At 58.3% G+C, this 17,187-nt stretch carries 20 protein-coding genes; 15 read left to right on the forward strand and 5 right to left on the reverse strand.

Going from position 1 to position 17,187, the window contains the following annotated elements:
* Positions 1-147: 147 nt before the first annotated feature.
* Together DWU99_RS02040 and DWU99_RS02050 are read right to left on the reverse strand one after the other, a co-directional pair.
* Positions 148-573 carry a DoxX family protein gene (locus DWU99_RS02040; RefSeq protein WP_115476327.1) on the reverse strand — a complete coding sequence of 142 codons (426 nt, stop codon included), beginning with the start codon at positions 571-573 and terminating at the stop codon, positions 148-150.
* Between the two features lie 452 nt (positions 574-1,025).
* The gene (locus DWU99_RS02050) at positions 1,026-1,955 is read right to left on the reverse strand and encodes a LysR family transcriptional regulator (protein WP_115476329.1); all 930 of its coding nucleotides are present in this window, start codon (positions 1,953-1,955) and stop codon (positions 1,026-1,028) included.
* 112 nt (positions 1,956-2,067) lie between these two features.
* Between DWU99_RS02050 and DWU99_RS02055 the strand changes: the two genes are divergently transcribed.
* The 7 genes from DWU99_RS02055 to DWU99_RS02085 all read left to right on the forward strand — a co-directional run bounded on the left by DWU99_RS02055 (position 2,068) and on the right by DWU99_RS02085 (position 6,932).
* Positions 2,068-2,721: an NADPH-dependent F420 reductase gene (locus DWU99_RS02055; protein ID WP_115476330.1), complete on the forward strand. Its 654-nt coding sequence runs from the start codon at positions 2,068-2,070 to the stop codon at positions 2,719-2,721.
* Positions 2,722-3,067: 346 nt separating this feature from the next.
* Complete coding sequence (locus DWU99_RS02060; RefSeq protein ID WP_233510817.1) at positions 3,068-4,588, forward strand: serine hydrolase domain-containing protein; 1,521 nt, start codon at positions 3,068-3,070, stop codon at positions 4,586-4,588.
* Between the two features lie 79 nt (positions 4,589-4,667).
* On the forward strand, positions 4,668-5,036 hold the full coding sequence (locus DWU99_RS02065) for a DUF6249 domain-containing protein (RefSeq protein WP_115476331.1): 369 nt from the start codon (positions 4,668-4,670) through the stop codon (positions 5,034-5,036).
* A complete protein-coding gene (locus DWU99_RS02070; RefSeq protein ID WP_158543207.1) occupies positions 5,029-5,598 on the forward strand; it encodes an RNA polymerase sigma factor in 570 nt (189 codons plus the stop codon). Before DWU99_RS02065 ends, DWU99_RS02070 begins: the two co-directional genes overlap by 8 nt.
* Positions 5,595-5,918, forward strand: a complete 324-nt coding sequence (locus DWU99_RS02075; protein ID WP_158543208.1) for a DUF5056 domain-containing protein — start codon at positions 5,595-5,597, stop codon at positions 5,916-5,918. The genes DWU99_RS02070 and DWU99_RS02075 overlap by 4 nt, the downstream gene beginning before the upstream one ends.
* A 161-nt stretch (positions 5,919-6,079) precedes the next feature.
* A complete protein-coding gene (locus DWU99_RS02080) occupies positions 6,080-6,424 on the forward strand; it encodes an ArsR/SmtB family transcription factor (RefSeq protein WP_115476334.1) in 345 nt (114 codons plus the stop codon).
* Entirely contained in the window at positions 6,402-6,932 is a 531-nt protein-coding gene (locus tag DWU99_RS02085; RefSeq protein ID WP_233510818.1) for an SRPBCC family protein, read from the forward strand. Before DWU99_RS02080 ends, DWU99_RS02085 begins: the two co-directional genes overlap by 23 nt.
* Positions 6,933-7,211: 279 nt before the next feature.
* Here the strand turns inward: DWU99_RS02085 and DWU99_RS02090 are convergent, their stop codons facing one another.
* A complete protein-coding gene (locus tag DWU99_RS02090) occupies positions 7,212-7,790 on the reverse strand; it encodes a dihydrofolate reductase family protein (RefSeq protein ID WP_115476335.1) in 579 nt (192 codons plus the stop codon).
* 111 nt (positions 7,791-7,901) lie between these two features.
* Positions 7,902-8,435: a hypothetical protein gene (locus tag DWU99_RS02095; RefSeq protein ID WP_115476336.1), complete on the reverse strand. Its 534-nt coding sequence runs from the start codon at positions 8,433-8,435 to the stop codon at positions 7,902-7,904.
* Positions 8,436-8,725: 290 nt separating this feature from the next.
* On the opposite strand from DWU99_RS02095, the gene DWU99_RS02105 reads away from it, so the two are divergent.
* The 5 genes from DWU99_RS02105 to maiA all read left to right on the forward strand — a co-directional run bounded on the left by DWU99_RS02105 (position 8,726) and on the right by maiA (position 13,771).
* Positions 8,726-9,235 carry a sigma-70 family RNA polymerase sigma factor gene (locus DWU99_RS02105; RefSeq protein ID WP_115477143.1) on the forward strand — a complete coding sequence of 170 codons (510 nt, stop codon included), beginning with the start codon at positions 8,726-8,728 and terminating at the stop codon, positions 9,233-9,235.
* A complete protein-coding gene (locus DWU99_RS02110) occupies positions 9,232-9,987 on the forward strand; it encodes an anti-sigma factor family protein (protein WP_115476338.1) in 756 nt (251 codons plus the stop codon). Before DWU99_RS02105 ends, DWU99_RS02110 begins: the two co-directional genes overlap by 4 nt.
* Before the next feature lie 441 nt (positions 9,988-10,428).
* Positions 10,429-11,718 (forward strand): hypothetical protein, encoded by a 1,290-nt coding sequence (locus DWU99_RS02115; RefSeq protein WP_115476339.1) that lies wholly within the window; start codon positions 10,429-10,431, stop codon positions 11,716-11,718.
* 539 nt (positions 11,719-12,257) lie between these two features.
* Positions 12,258-12,956 (forward strand): fumarylacetoacetate hydrolase family protein, encoded by a 699-nt coding sequence (locus DWU99_RS02120; RefSeq protein ID WP_115476340.1) that lies wholly within the window; start codon positions 12,258-12,260, stop codon positions 12,954-12,956.
* Positions 12,957-13,132: 176 nt separating this feature from the next.
* The gene (gene maiA, locus DWU99_RS02125; protein WP_115476341.1) at positions 13,133-13,771 is read left to right on the forward strand and encodes a maleylacetoacetate isomerase; all 639 of its coding nucleotides are present in this window, start codon (positions 13,133-13,135) and stop codon (positions 13,769-13,771) included.
* Between the two features lie 100 nt (positions 13,772-13,871).
* On the opposite strand, the gene DWU99_RS02130 is transcribed toward maiA, so the two are convergent.
* Complete coding sequence (locus tag DWU99_RS02130; RefSeq protein WP_115476342.1) at positions 13,872-14,822, reverse strand: LysR family transcriptional regulator; 951 nt, start codon at positions 14,820-14,822, stop codon at positions 13,872-13,874.
* Between the two features lie 91 nt (positions 14,823-14,913).
* Here DWU99_RS02130 and DWU99_RS02135 point away from each other — a divergent pair, with 91 nt between their 5' ends.
* The 3 genes from DWU99_RS02135 to DWU99_RS02145 all read left to right on the forward strand — a co-directional run bounded on the left by DWU99_RS02135 (position 14,914) and on the right by DWU99_RS02145 (position 17,161).
* A complete protein-coding gene (locus DWU99_RS02135) occupies positions 14,914-15,657 on the forward strand; it encodes a dienelactone hydrolase family protein (RefSeq protein WP_115476343.1) in 744 nt (247 codons plus the stop codon).
* Positions 15,658-15,696: 39 nt separating this feature from the next.
* Positions 15,697-16,275, forward strand: a complete 579-nt coding sequence (locus DWU99_RS02140; RefSeq protein WP_115476344.1) for a cupin domain-containing protein — start codon at positions 15,697-15,699, stop codon at positions 16,273-16,275.
* A 151-nt stretch (positions 16,276-16,426) separates the two neighbouring features.
* The gene (locus DWU99_RS02145; RefSeq protein ID WP_233510821.1) at positions 16,427-17,161 is read left to right on the forward strand and encodes a glutathione S-transferase family protein; all 735 of its coding nucleotides are present in this window, start codon (positions 16,427-16,429) and stop codon (positions 17,159-17,161) included.
* Positions 17,162-17,187: the final 26 nt, after the last annotated feature.

A 17,187-nucleotide genomic window follows, 5' to 3' on the forward strand; every position in this document is an offset into this window, starting at 1 on the left:
CTCCGGGCTGGAGCCTCCGTCGTCCCGGAGACACTTGCATTGTCTCCGAGACGAAGGCTTGTCGCACCAGGCACCCGTCGGTAGCGCCGCCAAGTCTTGGCCGGCTCCACGGTCTCGCCAGAAGGGACGTGGTCACGCATGTGCGAATTACTCGGTTCCGCGCCCATCCAGGCTGTAGCGACCAGCGCCATGCGAAGCGAGCATCAGGAACGCGCCGGCGATGGAGATGTTCTTCATGAACATGATCATCTGGACTTGATCGGCGAACTGGGTGTGGAACAAGAAGGCCGTCAGGAGGGTGAAGCCGGCCAATGCAAGCGAGACAATTCGAGTTTTCCAGCCCGCGATGACGGCGAGAGCGCCGCCCACCTCCGTCAGGATGACCAACGGCAACAGCACGCCGGGAACACCGACGGAATGCATGTAGCCAGCCGTCGCCGTATACGCGGCCACCTTGCCGAGACCCGACATCAGGAACAGGACCGCAAGCATGACGCGCCCCAGCAGCTCACCCGTATTGCGCAGCGAGGCCGATTCTCCGGTAGCGACTAGTGTTTGGGTATGCGTGGACATATCAGTACTCCTTGGGAGTTGAGAGTTTGGACAGAAGGAAAAGCGTGGCGGAATCGGTGCGATAACGCGGAGCGATTCGCGTGGAAGAACTTTAGGAGCGGGGCGATTGGCCCACTAGACGGCGCAATGGGATTTCACCCGTCCACGAATGGACGCAATCCGGTGCAAGGCGAAGCCAATCGCTGCAGCGGTAGGCTACAAGCGGATCAATAACGCAAGCCGATTTCCCGACTTTCACGGCGGCGATGCGGATGGTAACTACGCCTATTGCCTGCTTGGTGACTATCAGTTGATTCAAACCGACACGGCGCAATCGTTTCGCGTTTTTTACGTCAACGTAAAGACCGACTAAGTGCCATCCGATCGCAACGTCTACACAGGCCTTGGCTTGGGCGACGTCGCTTTCGTTGTCCTGCTGAGTTCGAAGAGGCAGTCGGCTATTCGAATGTGGCTCAACCGAAGTTTCCCGCAAAACGCTCGGCGTAGCGATGGTGCTGAAACTCCTCGACAACATGATCGATAAAGACGCGTGTCTTGACCGGCAGGGCCATGCGTGTGGAGTAATAGATCGAAATCGATCCCGCATCGACATACCAGCGAGGCAGCAGGCGTATCAGCGCGCCACTTTCCAGATGCGGCAGTACATCGGGTATCGCGAGCATGGCAACCCCTAATCCTTGAACGGCGGCCTCGGTCATGACACCCGGATCATTGAGGATCACATCCGCGTTGAGCGGTGCGGGAGCTTCCTCGCCACGCGCGTTGCGCAATGTCCAGGTGCGGATGCGGCCAGTAGTGCCCCAGCGCATAACGATGCCGCGCCATTCGCTGAGATCATCGGGTGAGACGGGTTTCTTCTTTCCCTTCATGAAGGAGGGGGACGCCACGGCGACGATGTGTGCCGGCGCCAAGGGGCGTGACACCACGCCCGGCGAAAGCTCAAAGCCACCGCCCACCGCGGCATCGAATCCGTCGGCGACAAGATCGACTTGGCGGCTATCGAATTGCCAATCAATGTTCACGTCGGGATAGCGACGCAGAAACTCTGGCAACATCGGGAGCAAGTAGCGCATACCGAACGACATGGGAACACTGACCTTCAAGGTTCCGACGGGGGCTTCTTTGTCGGCGCTCGCCTCGGCAATAGCCGACTGCAGTGCGTCCAAATTTCCGCGAATGGAGAGAAGAAGGCGCTCGCCGGCCTCGGTCAGGATGAGTTTGCGCGTATTGCGATGAAACAAACGCACGCCGAGGTTGCGTTCCAAGAGCGCGATGTTGCGGCTGATGGCAGCGGGTGTCAGGCCGATGTGCCGGGCGGCCGCCGAAAAGCCTCCTAACTCGGCACTTCTGACAAAGGCTTCCAGGTTGGCGAGGGTTTCCATGGTCACCTTCAAATTGGAGTTGAAAATGATTCCAGCAACTTGAGACTACCGATAGAGGATGCCGAATTCCATAGTGATGGCCAGGCAATCGTGCCCTTTTGGAGATTTCGTCATGAATACCCCGGCTTCCCCGTCCCGTTCCAATCATTCCGTCCCGGCCGATGGCGCCCGCAGCATCGGCATTATTGGCGCAGGCCAGATCGGCTCCGCCTTCGCTCGGGCACTGGCCCGTCGCGGCATCCCGGCCGTCATCGCCAACAGTCGCGGCCCAGCATCCCTGCACGCACTCACCACCGAGCTCGGCCCGTCCATTCGAGCCGTGCCATCCGAGGAAGCCGCGAAGGCCGACATCGTTCTCGTGGCGGTGAATTGGTCGAAATTGAGCGATGCGCTGGGTGGACTGGATTTGCGCGGCCGCATTGTCATTGACGCCAACAATCCGATTGAGCCACCTACATTCCAGCCTGCGGATTTGAAAGGCCGCACGTCGAGTGAAGTGTTCGCTGATCTGGTTCCCGGCGCGCGCGTCGTCAAGGCGTTCAATCATCTGCCGGCGCAGTGGCTGTCGAACGATCCTCATGCGGAAGGCGGCCAGCGGGTGCTGTTCTTCGCCGGTGACGATACGCAGGCCAAGCGCGAAGTGGCATCGCTCATTGAATCGCTGGGTTTCTTCGGCGTCGATTTGGGGCCACTCGTTGCAGGCGGTCGCCTGACGGAGATTCCTGGCGGCGCCTTGCCCATCCACAACCTTGTCAAATTTGCCTGAGCCATTCGGCGGCCATTTGGCCTCGCGGCCATTCCCTCGAACCAGAAGGGCGACGTTCGAGGGAGTAGCCGCGTTGTGGTATCGGTGCACAGATGGATAACACCTTAGACAGGGGGGCGTGTTCAAAATTTTGTGCGGGTGGACTCAAGTGAACTTCCACCGGCGCAAACCGCATCGGTGATCTTTGGGTGAAGGCGATTAGCCGGTGTTGTCGGGGTATTGGCTACATCCGCAGTGCCTGCGTAAGTTCGCTCTGAAATGAACTTCGCTGAATCCAATCCGTGGAGTCGCTGCATCTAAGGGATCAATACCGCCATGACGGCCGGTGACCCAGAGAGCATCCTCCATGATCGAACGCACCTTCATCGTCCGGGCTACGAACCACGCGCTCCGAATCGCTCCCTTGTGGGCGTCCATCTTGCTGTTTTGCGTTGCCGCTCCATGCATGGGCGCGACGTCCACGCACGCGAAGCTGCCCGATACACCGGTGGGCCACCTCGCCGGCGAGCTGATCCAACATGCCAATAACGACGGCCCTGCACAGATCACGCAATGGGCGCCCAATGTTCTGTCGGCGTCCATGGCTTCCGACGACAAAGCGGCGTTCGTCACGAACCTGGCTTCGGCGGCACGCGATAGCGGCGGCGTGGACGTGTTTGATGTGCGCACGGATTCGCACCAGCCCGGATTGCTCGAAGTCGCCGTCAAGGGGCGGCGCAACGGGCAGGCCGCTCTGTTCTGGCTGACCGCCGATCCGGCGCATCCGGATCGGCTTGCGCAAGCGATGCTAGTCTCGATGGACAATCCGCTTTATGACGGCTGGCCCAAGAGTTCGGTATCGCATGCGGAGCTGGGAAAACAGATACACGCTGTACTGGACAAACTAGTAAGCGTGTCCGACTTCTCCGGCTGCGTGACCGTTTTCGATGGCGGCGAGACCGTTTTCGACGAGTGCCGTGGCCTGGCCGACCGCAGTTTCAACGTGCCGATCGATCACCCGACGAAGTTCCGCGTCGGCTCGATCGGCAAGATGTTCACCGCGGTCGCCATCGCGCAATTGGTCGAGGCCGGCAAACTCTCGTGGAACGACACGCTAGCGAAACGGGTTCCGGAATATCCCGACCAGGCAGCGGCGAAGAAGATCACGGTGTGGGAACTTCTGCATCACACCTCGGGCCTGGGCGATTTCATGGTGCCGGACTATTTCGAGCACGCCGAACGCTACGTCAACCCGGTGGACTATCTGGGGCTGATCGCCCGCCAACCCAAAGTGGGCGAGCCGGGCAAGGGGTTGAGTTACAGCAACGCCGGCTACGTGCTGCTCGGTCGCATCATCGAGAACGTCTCCGGCGAAAGCTACTTCGACTATATCCAGCACCACGTCTTCGAACCCGCGCAGATGACATCCAGCGGCTTCGATAGCGAGGACGAAATCGTGCCCGGGCTTGCGGTCGGCTACTACCACGACGATGGCGTGTTCTCCCGAACGTGGAAGGCAAACTGGGTGCAAGGCATCTACAAGGGCAGCCCCGCAGGTGGCGGTTATTCCACCAATGCCGATCTGCTGCGGTTCGCTAAAGCCTTGCACGAAGGCAAACTGGTCACGTCCACAACGCTGGCGAAGATGTTCGATGGCGAAGTGCCGGCCGGCCCCGGTGCCATCGGAGCCGGAATCGACGAACGGCTCTCGCACGGTCGCCACATCCGTGGTCATCAGGGGGGCATCGAAGGCACGACGGCAAACCTGGAGATGGTCTGGGAAACCGGCGCGGCGGTGGCGCTGACCAGCAACGAAGGGCCGTCGCAACACTGGTTGCTGGCCGAGCAGATTGCCGACTTGCTTGCCGCCGAAGGCGCAAAAAACTGAGTTCCGAAAACGGAAAGCGCGTCGCCTCATCATCTGTTACTAAAGCCTTCGGGCTCGATACACCATCTGGAGCAAGACCATGGATTACTTTTTGATTCCTCTCGTCGTGATGTCGGCCCCTGTGCTCATCATCCTGATCGTGCTGCGCTACCGTTATCTGCAGACGCAGGCGCGTTACCGCACCCTGCTGCAGCTGGCCGACAAAGGCGCGCAATTGCCGTCGCAACTGCTGCTGGAACCGCAAGTGGCCTATTGCGAGCGGCGACGGGCGCTGGTGCTGATCGGTGGCGGCCTGGGACTCATGACCATGTTCCTGGCCTTGCCAGGTCAGCTCGACAACGGTTTGGGCATCGATCGCCTGTGGGGCATCGGCTTGCTGCCGTTGATGACCGGCTTGGGTTACCTCGCCAGTTGGTGGTTGAACCGGCGAGGAGATGTGCGTGGCTGATAGCGCCGCCGAGGCGCGCATCGATCAGGCCCTGGTCACACGCATACGGCTGAACGGCGACCGTCGCGCATTCGAGCAACTGGTACGCCGGCATCAAGGCATGGTGCGTGCGCAATTGCGCCGGCTGTTGCGTGGCGACGAGGCTGCGGCGGACGATCTGGCGCAGGAAACCTTTGTGCTGGCGTGGCGCAAGTTGGATCAGTTCCGCGGCGACGCACGGTTTTCCACCTGGCTTTATCGCATTGCCTATACCTGTTTCCTGCAGGCACGCCGAATTCCCGCACAACACGACGGCGTCGACGACGAAGCGATGGAGCAGCTGCAGGCGCCAACGCGCGCGATGGATCTACAGCTCGACCTGCAGCGCGCCATGCAGCGCTTGTCCGCAGCCGAGCAGGCGGTGCTGCTGCATTGCGTGCAATTGGGCCTCAGTCATGAAGAGGCCTCCTATGTACTGGCGATGCCGCTCGGCACCGTGAAGACCCATGCGACGCGCGGCAAGGCAAAATTGAAGACATGGCTGGCGGACTGGCGCGATGCCAGCACGGAGGAAGCATCATGAACGAATTGCACGACGACACCATCGAAGCGCTGCTGCGCAGGCAATTCGAGGGGCCCGTTGCAGACAACGGTTTCAGCGAGCGGGTGATGCAGCATTTGCCATCGCGTCGCCGTCGCACTTCATGGCCGCTGTGGCTGGGCGTGCTGATGGGAGGCGCCGCGTGCTGGCTCTGCCTGGCTAATGTGCCGCTGTTCCATATCGGCTGGCGGGACTGGCTGTCCGGAGAGTTATCGACCTCCGCCATCGGCATGTGGCTGGCGATGGCTGCCATGTCGTTGCTGGCTTTGGGATGGAGCTTGACGGAGAGCAGGAATCGCTGAAGAACACCTCTGCCATCGAACACGGGGCAGCATGATAAACCCGTGTCATCAGGGGTAGGGCAGGCCGAGCCTTCGACCCTTGAAGAACATTATTTGATGTCTACGGGAAGCCCACATTTGAACCCTTGCGAATACAGATTGTCAGGTCTATAGTTAGCCATATGGCTAACAATGCAGCAGCGTTGGATTCGATCTTCTATGCGCTTGCCGACCCGACGCGCCGGGCTGTTATTCAACGGCTCGGCAGAGGGTCCGCAACGGTGGGCGAACTGGCGGAACCGTTCGCCATGGCGCTGCCGTCCTTCATGAAGCACGTGGGGATATTGGAAAGGACCGGACTGATCCGTTCCAGGAAGCGCGGCCGTATCCGGACGTGCACGCTCGAACAAAAGAACTTGGCAGCCGCCGAGCGCTGGTTCGCAGAACAGCGCTCGATGTGGGCAAGTAGATACCAGAATCTCGATAGCCTCTTGGAATCACTCAATGGAGAAAAACGTGACAGCTGAACTTCGATTCGATTTCATCGTCGACAAAGAAAAAAACAGCATCATCGTAAAAAGGGAGTTTGCGGCGGGGCGCCAACTTGTGTGGGATTGCCATACGAAACGCGAATTGCTCGATCGATGGTTTGCTCCCAAGCCCCTTACCACGAAGACAAAGCACATGGAGTTCAAGCAAGGCGGGTATTGGCACTACGCCATGATCACACCCGATGGGCAGGCTTTCTGGAATCGCCTTGACTATCAAGCGATAAACCCGATCGACAGCTACGCGGCCCTGGATGGTTTTTGTGACGAGGCAGGGATCGTGAATCCCGATATGCCCAGGGCGCGCTGGGACGTCGCTTTCACCGATGCGAAGGAGCGAACCCTGGTCACGACTGTCGTGCTGTATAACTCGGCGGATGATGTGCAGAAAGCCATCGACATGGGACTGAAGGATGGCCTGGCCTCCACCCTCGAACGACTCGATGAGCTGTTGCTCACCATGGGCGAAACGGCAGAGCGCGTCTAAGAGGCAAGGTAGGAAAGGGCTGCTCTGCACGCCTGTCGTGTTCCCTCAGGCAAGGGAGCAGCCCTGCGTTCCAAACCAGATAGCAGGCAAATTGTATGCGCGCCTTGGCTGGTCGGTCGTCGCGCCTTTCGCTACGGCGGCAATCCCGGGCATGAATTCTTGAGGCTTGCTAGCGATCTTCACCAAACCAGTCCGCCTGGTTCGGTCAGCGCTGTATCGGCAACCCATAATGGACATGGCAGTGCGTGCCGCCAGTGTTAATAGTTAGGCGACACCAAGTCACTCGCCTTGACGTGCTTGCACTTTGTAGCACAGCGCCACCATGCCGCTTTTGTAGGCTTTGACCTCAGTCAAATGCAACGGAATATCTCTGTCGAGCCTCTCAAAGAATGCGATGCCGTCTCCAATCAAGATAGGCAGGATTGAATAACGCACTTCGTCGGCCAGCCCGAGGCGGAGACATTCACCGGAAACCGAACCACCTCCGGCAAACCAGATGGAACGGAATCTGGGGCGCAAACGCTCATTCACGAGTCGCGCAAGATCGCCCGAGTAGAACTCGATGGCATGTCGGGTTCGTGGCAGGTCGCGCGTGGTGAGGACAAAAGTGGGTTTGTCGCCATAGGCCCACCCGAAGCCTTTGGCTTCAAAATCCAACGCGGTTTCATAAGTACGCGCACCCATGACGTAACAATCGATGGTGCTCAGAAACGTTTTCACGAATTCCGGGTCCATAGTGTCACCGCCCGCAAATTCGTCCGAAGTTTCGAGCCAATCAACACGTCCGTCCTTGCGCGCGATGAATCCGTCAAGGCTTGCCGCCATATGAATCGTCACGCGCGAATCGAGTTTTGTCATGATGGGACCTCGCGTATTTGCATGTGAAGGCACCAAAGTAAGCTGCTCGGATATCTTCTACGCTCAGCCGGCGTGGGCTGTCTTCAACCGCGGAGCAATAACAGAGTTTCTCTACGTGAGGCGCCTTCCGCGGTGGGCCAAACGGTCATAACACAAAGCCAGGACCAGAAAAAAGCAGGTATGCGCGAAGGCGAAATAGGTTTGGCCAATACCCGACAAAATGCGGCTTCCCGCAATACCTTCGCCCAAGAGTGGAAATACAACCAAGGCGTTCGCCGCATACACGAGAAGGGCATAAACGAGGCCCTTGACCCAAGGTTTCCATTGGACAAGACGTTCGCCATAGGCATATGCCCAGGCCATCAACATGCCGATGAAGATATGAAATCCCGTCATGAATGCATGGGATTGGGTTCCTGGAAGGCCAGTAGTCATCCACGCATGTGCCAATCCGGTACGGTCGAGCAGGGGGGCTGTCCATGGTCGGATGAGCCGCAGCAAGACGCCGTTGCCGGTATCCAATCTCCATAGCGCGGCAAGGTTCAGCATCACTGTATTGATGGCGATGGCTACGATGCCCGCGAGTAACCACGCCTGAGTGTTAATCGAACGTTTTAACATTGTCTTGCCTTTGGCCTCTCTCATATGTTGTTTTCTTGCGATTGGTGTCGGTCCGCAACGCTCACGAGCGGGCAACGATGGTCAGGCGCTTGATAACCCGGCCTTGGCACCTTCTCGCGCTTGCGACGGCGCATTCCTCGCTTCAGGCATCGCCCGCGTTCCTTCTGTTCCGGGCTAAGCTCATGTCGTGTGCCCTAAAGACGCTCAAGTTCCTGCCTTTATTCCTCACGGGAAGGGGATTTAACAAATCGATGGAATAAATCGGCGTAGCGAGCGTCTTACACGATATGCTGGTAGCCAGCAGGACCTTGCACATGCATGACATCGATGACGATGAGCTGCGAACACTGCTGCCCCAATTGCGGCGCTTCGCGCTCGGATTGACCCGGGACGCCCATGCCGCGGACGACCTGGTGCAGTCCTGCATGGAAAAGGCGTTAGTGAAATGGCACTCGCGTATGGTTGGCGGCAACCTCTATGGTTGGCTTTGCTCGATCCTTTATCGGCAATTTATCGACGGCAAGCGACATTCCGCGCGTCTGAACCGCTGGCTCGATTGCCTGCATGAGGAGCCCGAACTGGCGCCTTCGCCAGAAGACACATGGCAGGCGCGCACGTCACTCTCCGCTCTCGAAGAATTGCCGCCCGATCAACGTGCCGTGCTTTTGCTCGTGTCGGTCGATGGCATGAGCTACCAGGACATTGCGGCCACGCTTGATGTGCCTATAGGTACCGTCATGTCACGGCTTTCGCGCGCACGCAAAGCCTTTCGCTCGTTAACCGACGGTGGTGTCTCCCAGCCTGCATTGCGGATAGCCCGATGAATAACCTACCTGTTCCGCCGACTGAAAATGAACTGCACGCGTATGTGGACGGGGCGCTGGATGCCTCGCGCCGCGCCGAAATCGAGGCGTATCTTGCGAGTAATCCCGATGTGGCGGGACAGGTCGCTCGCTGGCGGCGCGATGCCGATTTTCTGCGCACCGAGCTTGCAGGGACCGTGACTCGGCCACCCCAGCCACGTCTTGATCCGGCGTCGGTACGACACCGCTTGCGCGCCCGTTCGCGCGTGCGCAGGGCAGCGGCTGCGGCCTTTTTCCTGGCGATAGGTGCAGGAGGGTTGAGTGGCTGGCAACTTCGTAGCATGAATTTGGCGCCGGTACCTATGGCCGACGCGGTCGAGGCCTATCGCGTGTTTGCCATCGACCGCAATCGTCCTGTCGAAATGGATGCCCAGAACGTCGACCACCTCCAGAAATGGCTATCGAATCGATTGGGTACGCCTGTTTCATTTCCCGATCTGCGTTCGGATGGCTTTGATTTGCTGGGCGGACGATTGCTTTCCACCACGGACGGACCTGCTGCCTTGATTTTCTATCAGGACCATGACGGTGAGCGGGTGAGTCTCTACATTCGGCCAAACAACCACTTTCCGGAAGGCACTCGTGGCACGCGCAACGATGGTGGCCTGCTCGCCAAGTACTGGTACAAGAAAGGCTATGGCTACGCCGTGGTCGCAAAGGCCAGTGATCCACGGATAGAAGAGCTGGAAGCTGCTATCCGGCTCGGTAGTTAACTTTCGACGTAAGCGGACGAACGTATCTCAAGGCGATCAAATTCTCATCGCAGGATGAACGCACACAAAGGGATCAGACTTTGAGTCTGCGGCATCATTTTTTGGTTTGCCTCGTTAACCCTTTTTTGTCGACGCGTTTTCGAGGTTTTATCTAAAAGCTCGCGAGGGACGCCCAGTTCAGGCGTCCCTTCTCACGGACTGTCTGGTCAACACGCCGGGAGTGGCGCGAGTGTCATGACGACGTGCAGGACAGGGCGAACGTGCCTTATCAGCGCACTGCATGATTTCCGATGGTTGTGACGCGCTGCAATTGATTTCCATGCGGCGGGAATAATCCGATGCGGTCATGCGTCTTATCAGGGACAGACAAGCTCGCTGTCACCCTTGGCTTCTGCTGTAAGTAAGGCAGTTCTCATCCTATTCCTTAAGGTAACGTTGTCTATGTCTTGCAAGAACACTTGCCGAGCGCTGCTCGGCCTGTCGCTAATTACACTGGCATGTTCATCCGCTTTCGCCGGCGACCTCCCCGTTGATGGCGTCGGCCGCGCTACGCTTGTTCGCCTTCTCGACGACAGTCAGGTGCAATCCGCGAACGACCTTCCGCCGATCGTCCGGATTGTGTCGCCATTGGCCGATTCCTCTATCGCCGGTGGAACATCGACCCACAAGGTGGGTAGCTTCAACGGAACCAATATGGCTGTTAACGTTGAAGTCGTCACCCGCGACAACGTTCCACTTGTTGTGCGCGAAGCGACTGAAGCGCCGCCCGTATTCGGCATACGTCACGTCAATGACTTGCTGGCTGATAAGCCCAATCCCGATGCGCCGGGTCTGTACGTGTTTTTTGACCAGCCGCTGATCATGCCCGACGGCACGGTAATGCCGGCCTTCAGCAATTTCGCATCGGCATTCAATGTAAGCGGATCGGATGACACTCCGGGTCCCGGACGCACGACCTGGTTTGGATGGCATGTACTTGAGTCGCTTCCGGCCGGCACCCAGGAAGTGACGATGACCGTGGCCTTTGTCGATTCGGCACATAGGGTGGCTTTCGATCAGGTGCACCTCAACGTGGACAGAACGAAGTCTTCGGGGCAGGCGTTGACGCCTGCACCGCAGACCTTTGCGGGCCCGGCCAGCGTTATCGACGACGGGCAGGGGCCGGAAGTTTCCATGATCGCGCCGCGAGTGCCGACGTCGATCGCTATCGGTCCAACCGATTCGAGTTTGAATGCGACCAACGGCTCGCTGTTCTTCATTCAAGTATCGAGCCTGGATCGCAATCGCCACGGTATTGCAGTCAGTGCGAACGGTTTGACATCGGCCGGCGCGCCGTTGAACGCGGCGATTCCTGCCGGGCTGATCTTTGATCCCAGCGTTATACCGAGCGCAGGTCATCCGGGTGGCCCGAACCGGAACTTTCCTGGCCTGACCGTCACGTTTGATGTGCCTTTGCGTCAGCCGAATGGCAACATCGTTCCGGCTGGCGCCAACCTTGCGGGATTATTCGATGTTGCAGGCAACGAAGTCGATGCGAGCGGCGCTATTCGCACGACGGCCGATTGGGTTGTCGGTGGCTCGCTCATGCTTCCGCCCGGCAAACAAAACGTCACCGTCAATGCAAGCGTGACGGACAATGCCGGGCACACCGGCTCGACCAAAAATATTTTCTCGATTAGCAAATCGGTAAGCGGGCAACAGCTGACCTTGGATCCGCCGCCAAGCAATTAAGTGCCATGCATCCCCTTTCGGCGGCGTTTAGGTACATGCCGAACGCCGCCGAATCATCGCGAACGCCCAGTTCGACCCGCTCAAGCAGATCAACGCCGGGATTAGCAGCGCGCTGCGTTTCGTGTATCTGTCGGCAGCTCCGATAGACCCTCCTTGTCGCGATTGGATTGAGTTATCGGGGTAAGGGGTGACTTCCAACTTTCGTTCGGACTCTCCATCACACTCACCACGTCTCATTTCGCACGATGAGAACGTAGGGTTCAGGTCCGAGCGTGAACGGCCCAATGGGTTTCTCCTGACGAAGCCACCTGGCATTTATGTGGTCTGGGTAATGACGGTGTAAAGCCCGGGACCGCCCTTCGCCATCCAAACTGATTATTCATTTTTAGAATAGTACCGACTAAGTAATCGGGCTTGAGATGGTTGCTGTCTGAAAACACACTTCGTCGGCACCTTTCACATTCGTTTTTCTCTCGGCTTCTGCCTAAGACGGCTAGGTTGTGGCGGGAGAAAAGGCCTTGACGATCACGGAGAATGAAATGAAATTTGCAGTGAGTCCCGCCCCCATCTACGCATTGGCCATTGCTGGCCAACCCGAAAAATTTCCGGTAAACCGAGTCTTCTGTGTTGGGCGTAACTACGCTGCGCACGCTCGCGAGATGGGAAAAGATCCTGAGCGAGAAGCACCATTTTTCTTTATGAAGCCGGCAAATGCCGTTGTCCAGGCTGGACATGTCGAGACCCGCATTCCCTTTCCGCCTCAAACGACGAACTTTCACCACGAAATCGAACTGGTTGTCGCCATTGGCAAAGGTGGCGCCGATATTTCGGTCGAGCGGGCGCTTGACCATGTGTACGGCTATGCGGTTGGCCTGGACATGACTCGCCGCGACCTCCAGCTCGAAGCGCGCGATAAGGGACGTCCCTGGGAATTTGGGAAGTCGTTCCCCAAATCGGCGCCCATTGGGTCGATTCACCGCGCAGTAGATCTAGGTTCTTTCTCTTCGGCGGCCATTGCACTGACCGTCAACGGAAAGCTGCGCCAGTCGTCGGACATCTCCAAGCTCATCTGGTCTGTGGCTGAAGCCATTGCGTATCTTTCGCAATACGACACGCTCGAGGCAGGCGACATCATCATGACCGGTACGCCGGAAGGCGTGAACGCCGTCAACGAGGGCGACGTCATGCGCGGCACCATCGATCGTCTGGGCGAGATTGTCGTGCGAGTCGGGCAGTAGGCGCACCTGGTAAGCGAACAAGGGAGACGCAACGGGACAAGAAACGAGGAAGCGCTCCTGGCTGAAGGCAACGATGATCGAGGAATTCAGGCGCAAGCCACTTTCTTTCCGCTGCCCGGGCGAACGGCCTGGATAGCCAAGCGCAGGTCCACGGGTATTCAAGATGGCGGATCGACATGAAACTTTATAGCTACTTCCGCAGTTCGTCGGCGTATCGCGTGCGCATTGCGTGCAATCTCAAGAACCTGCCCTACGACTATGCCGCCATTCATCTGAGCCGCAATGGTGGCGAACAGTATTCGGACAGCTTCCTCGAGGTTAACCCACAGCAAACCGTGCCGGTGTTGCAAGACGATGGGCTCGCGCTGTCGCAGTCGCTTGCGATCATTGAGTACCTGGACGAACGCTATCGTGACCGTCCGCTGCTACCGGACTCCATCGAGGGGCGCGCGCGAGTTAGGGCGCTCTCGCAGTACATTGCATGTGAGATTCATCCGCTCAACAACCTGCGTGTCCTGAAATTTCTGATCGGTCCGATGGGGTTGTCCGATGAGAAGAAGCTGTCCTGGATTCGTCACTGGCTTGAGACCGGGCTTACCGCGCTTGAAAGGGAACTCGCGGCGGGGGAGGGCAGCTTCTGTTATCGCGATACACCAACAATGGCCGACTGTTGCCTGGTGCCACAGCTCTACAACGCGCGGCGCTTCGGCGTCGACGTGGCCCGTTTTCCGCGGCTTCAAGCGATCGATGAGCGCTGCCAGTTGATCGAGGCCTTCCACGCCGCACATCCTGACCGGCAACCTGATTCCGAATAGAGAGCCGCCAGATCAGATTTCCCTTGCGCGTACGCTATGGAGCGCTACGTGTTTCGCGAAGATCCGTCTCGCGACGCGGTCTTCGTGTTGTGACCTGGGATCACTCTGAAGCGTGACCGAACCCGCTGAAGCCGGAAGCGAAGATGGGCTGCATCGCGCGAGGCAGGAGCTCGCGCAGCCAGCGTGCAGCCATGTCATCGTGTAGTCGCTCATGCCATAAGAGATCAATGGTCAACTTCGGCAGGCGAATGGGTGTTGGAAAAATCTTCACCGGTGCGACACCGAGCATCACCTCAGCCAGCGGTCGTGGGATGGTCGCGATCATGTCGCTCGAACTAATGATGAACGGCAGTGCGAGGAAATGCGGCACCCTGGCCCCGATCTGATGGACCAGACCGAGGCGCTGTAGCGTCGATTCGACCACGTGGTGGCCGGTTCCCTGTGCCTGGGCCACTGCGTGTCGTTCCCGCATGAAGTCACTGCGCGAAAGCCGGCGTCCAATGCGCGGATGTTTCGAGCTGACGATGCACACGTATTCGCTCTTAAATAGCGGCTTGTGAAGCAGGCTCGTGTGAAGCGCTGGGTTGAACTCGACGGCGAGGTCGGCCGTGCCGTCACGCAGCGTCGACAGCACCGATTCGATTGGCAGCTCAATCGCCTGGAAGCTGATGAAGGGGGCTTCTTCACGGCAGATGTCGATGATCCGGGGCAGGATGATCGCGGTGGCGATGTCCGTCATGACGATCGTGAACTGCTTGCGGCTCGTGCGCGAATCAAACTGGTCGCGCATCTCAAGTCCCTGCTCAAGCGCGACCAGTGCCTGCGCGATCCGATTGGACAGTGATTGGGCCAGTGGCGTCGGCATCACTCCACCGGCACATCGAACGAATAGCCGGTCATTGAAGTGTTCTCGCAGCGTGCGTAAAGCGTGACTGACGGTCGGCTGTGACACACCGAGAGCTTCTGCGGCCCGGGAGACATTCCGGTGATCCCATATCGCACGGAATACGACGAGCAGGTTTAAGTCCAGGGATGTTGGACGCTCATTCATTTCTTGAATAGTGAGAACTAAGTTATATGCATTGTGCCACGAGGTCGCTCCAGGGACACTTTAGACCACCGAGACGAGGATAAGTATCCCCATGAACAGCAGCGATATTGAGCGGGTTTCGTTTCCAAATGGCGCGTCATGCCTCCTTCTGCGGCCTGTCCAGGCCACGCAGATTGCGCCTGCGTTCGTTGTGATGATGGGGGCAATTGCGGGCGTTAACGACTACCTCGTCGCTCGGGCGAGAGCCCTCTGTGCGAATGGTTACACCGTCGCGGTGCTCGATTACTTCGGACGGGAAGGCGCGGCTCCGGATATTTCCACGCCGGAGCGGATTGGTGTGGCTGTGGCCGCGCTGGACGATCGACGTGTGCTCGCCGACCTTGGTGAAATCCTGGAGTGGGCGCGTACCCAGGGCTTTCCGCTTTCGAAAGTGGGTCTGTTTGGTTTCTGTATCGGCGGAACCTACGCCGCGCTGGCGAGTGCACAACACGCAGTCGGTTGCGCAGTCGACTACTACGGTCAGCTCAACTATGCATCGCGCACCGAGCGCAAGCCCTTGGCGCCGGTTGATGTTGCCGAATCTCTTAAAACGCCGTTGTTGTGCCACTACGGCGACTGGGATCGGCTGGTCAGCCGCGAGGAAATTGACGGATTTACTAGCAAGCTGCGTACAGCCCAGAAGCCGTACGAGCTTTTCATTTACAACGGCGCGCCGCACGCGTTCGACGAGTGGTTTCGGCCCGCAATTTTTCGGCCGGCGGCGTCGAGCGCCGCCTGGCAGCGCACATTGAATTTCCTGAACTGGCACCTGCGCGGCGACATCGGCACGCACTAGGCCAACCCCTTTCACTTTACCTAAGGTAAGGAGAGCAACATGAGTGAGGGCAACGCAGTGAAACACGAAACGTCGCCGGTGACGGAAGTTGTCGACCGGACCGAATGGGCTCAGATGATGACGGACGACGAGTACTATCCGTTCCTCGTCAAGAAGGACCTGCGTCCCGCCATCTGGCGCTGGCAGGACGTGGCGGAGCGGTTTGATGCGGTGTTGAAAGATCCGTTGCGCAATGCGGATCGACGGTTCATTTCGTTGGTCCACGGCGATACCGGCGAAGCGGGTGGCGTGTTCCCGTCAATCTTTCTGGGCATTCAAGGGCTCAACCCCGGCGAGCACATCGTCGCGCATCGTCACAACTCCTACGCGCTGTACCACATCTTGCAGGGAGAGGGCTATTCGGTCCTGAATGGCAAGCGCTTCGATTGGAAGCGTGGCGATACGTTCGCCTGCCCACCGATGGCCTTCCACGAGCACATCAACACCGGCACCGAGGTCGCGATCCAATACGTGATTCAAGACATGCCTGCACGTGCGATGGAGCGGAACCTGATCTGGGAAGAACCCGTGGGCAATGTCTTCCACATGGTCGAGGGCAATCGCCCGCAAGACTTGTGATGTGGCACGGCATCTCTTTGGAGATGCCGTTTTCATTCAATGGTCGTTTGCTCCGTACGTGCGTGCCGCCAAGTGGTAACCCGAAGCGGAGCGACCACCGCTTCCAGCCCAATCAAGGGTGACCCAGGAGCCCGGGGTATTCCTCTGTGGAATGGGTCTTATCGCCGAGTTTGGGCTGCTTTTATCGGCGTCCAATGGCGAAAATCTTCAATGCCGGGCATCCGGCACTGATATAGCCAGGAAGACCATGTTGAATCTATACGCATTCGCGACACCCAACTCCATCAAAGCAGTGATAGCACTAGAGGAGATCAGTGCTCCCTATCACTTGCACGCCGTGAACGTTCGTGCCGGTGAGCAGAAGATGTCGAGGTTTCTGGCACTAAATCCGAACGGAAAGATACCCGTGCTTGTTGATGACTCGGCGACGGAGGGCGAGTTCGTTCTTACGGAGTCAGCCGCGATCCTTGTCCACCTCGCAGAACGTTACGGAAAGCTGCTACCGACCAGTAGCCCTGAACGCGCGCGCGTATTCGAACAGCTGTTCTTTCACGCATCAGGGTTGAGTCCAGCATTCGGGCAATCGGGCTACTTTCAGAAACTCGCTCCCGAGCCAGCTCCGCATGCCGTTCAACGTTTCCATGGCGAGGCGATGCGCACTGCTCGGCTTTTAGACAGTCTTCTCGCTCGGCACGAGTTTGTCGCTGGCAACACCTACACCATTGCAGATATCGCCCATTTTGGCTGGCTATGGCGGCGGGCGTTTGCTAACGTCGACCTCGCTGAAATGCCAAACTTGGCTCGTTGGTACGACACGATGTCGCAAAGACCCGCCGTCATTCGAGCCATGAATGCCGTGGAATCTCTCATTCCAGTCCAGCAGTGAGTGGAGAGTTAGCGAGAAGATTTTAA

It is taken from the genome of Dyella psychrodurans, assembly GCF_003363265.1.
GTDB lineage: Bacteria > Pseudomonadota > Gammaproteobacteria > Xanthomonadales > Rhodanobacteraceae > Dyella_B > Dyella_B psychrodurans.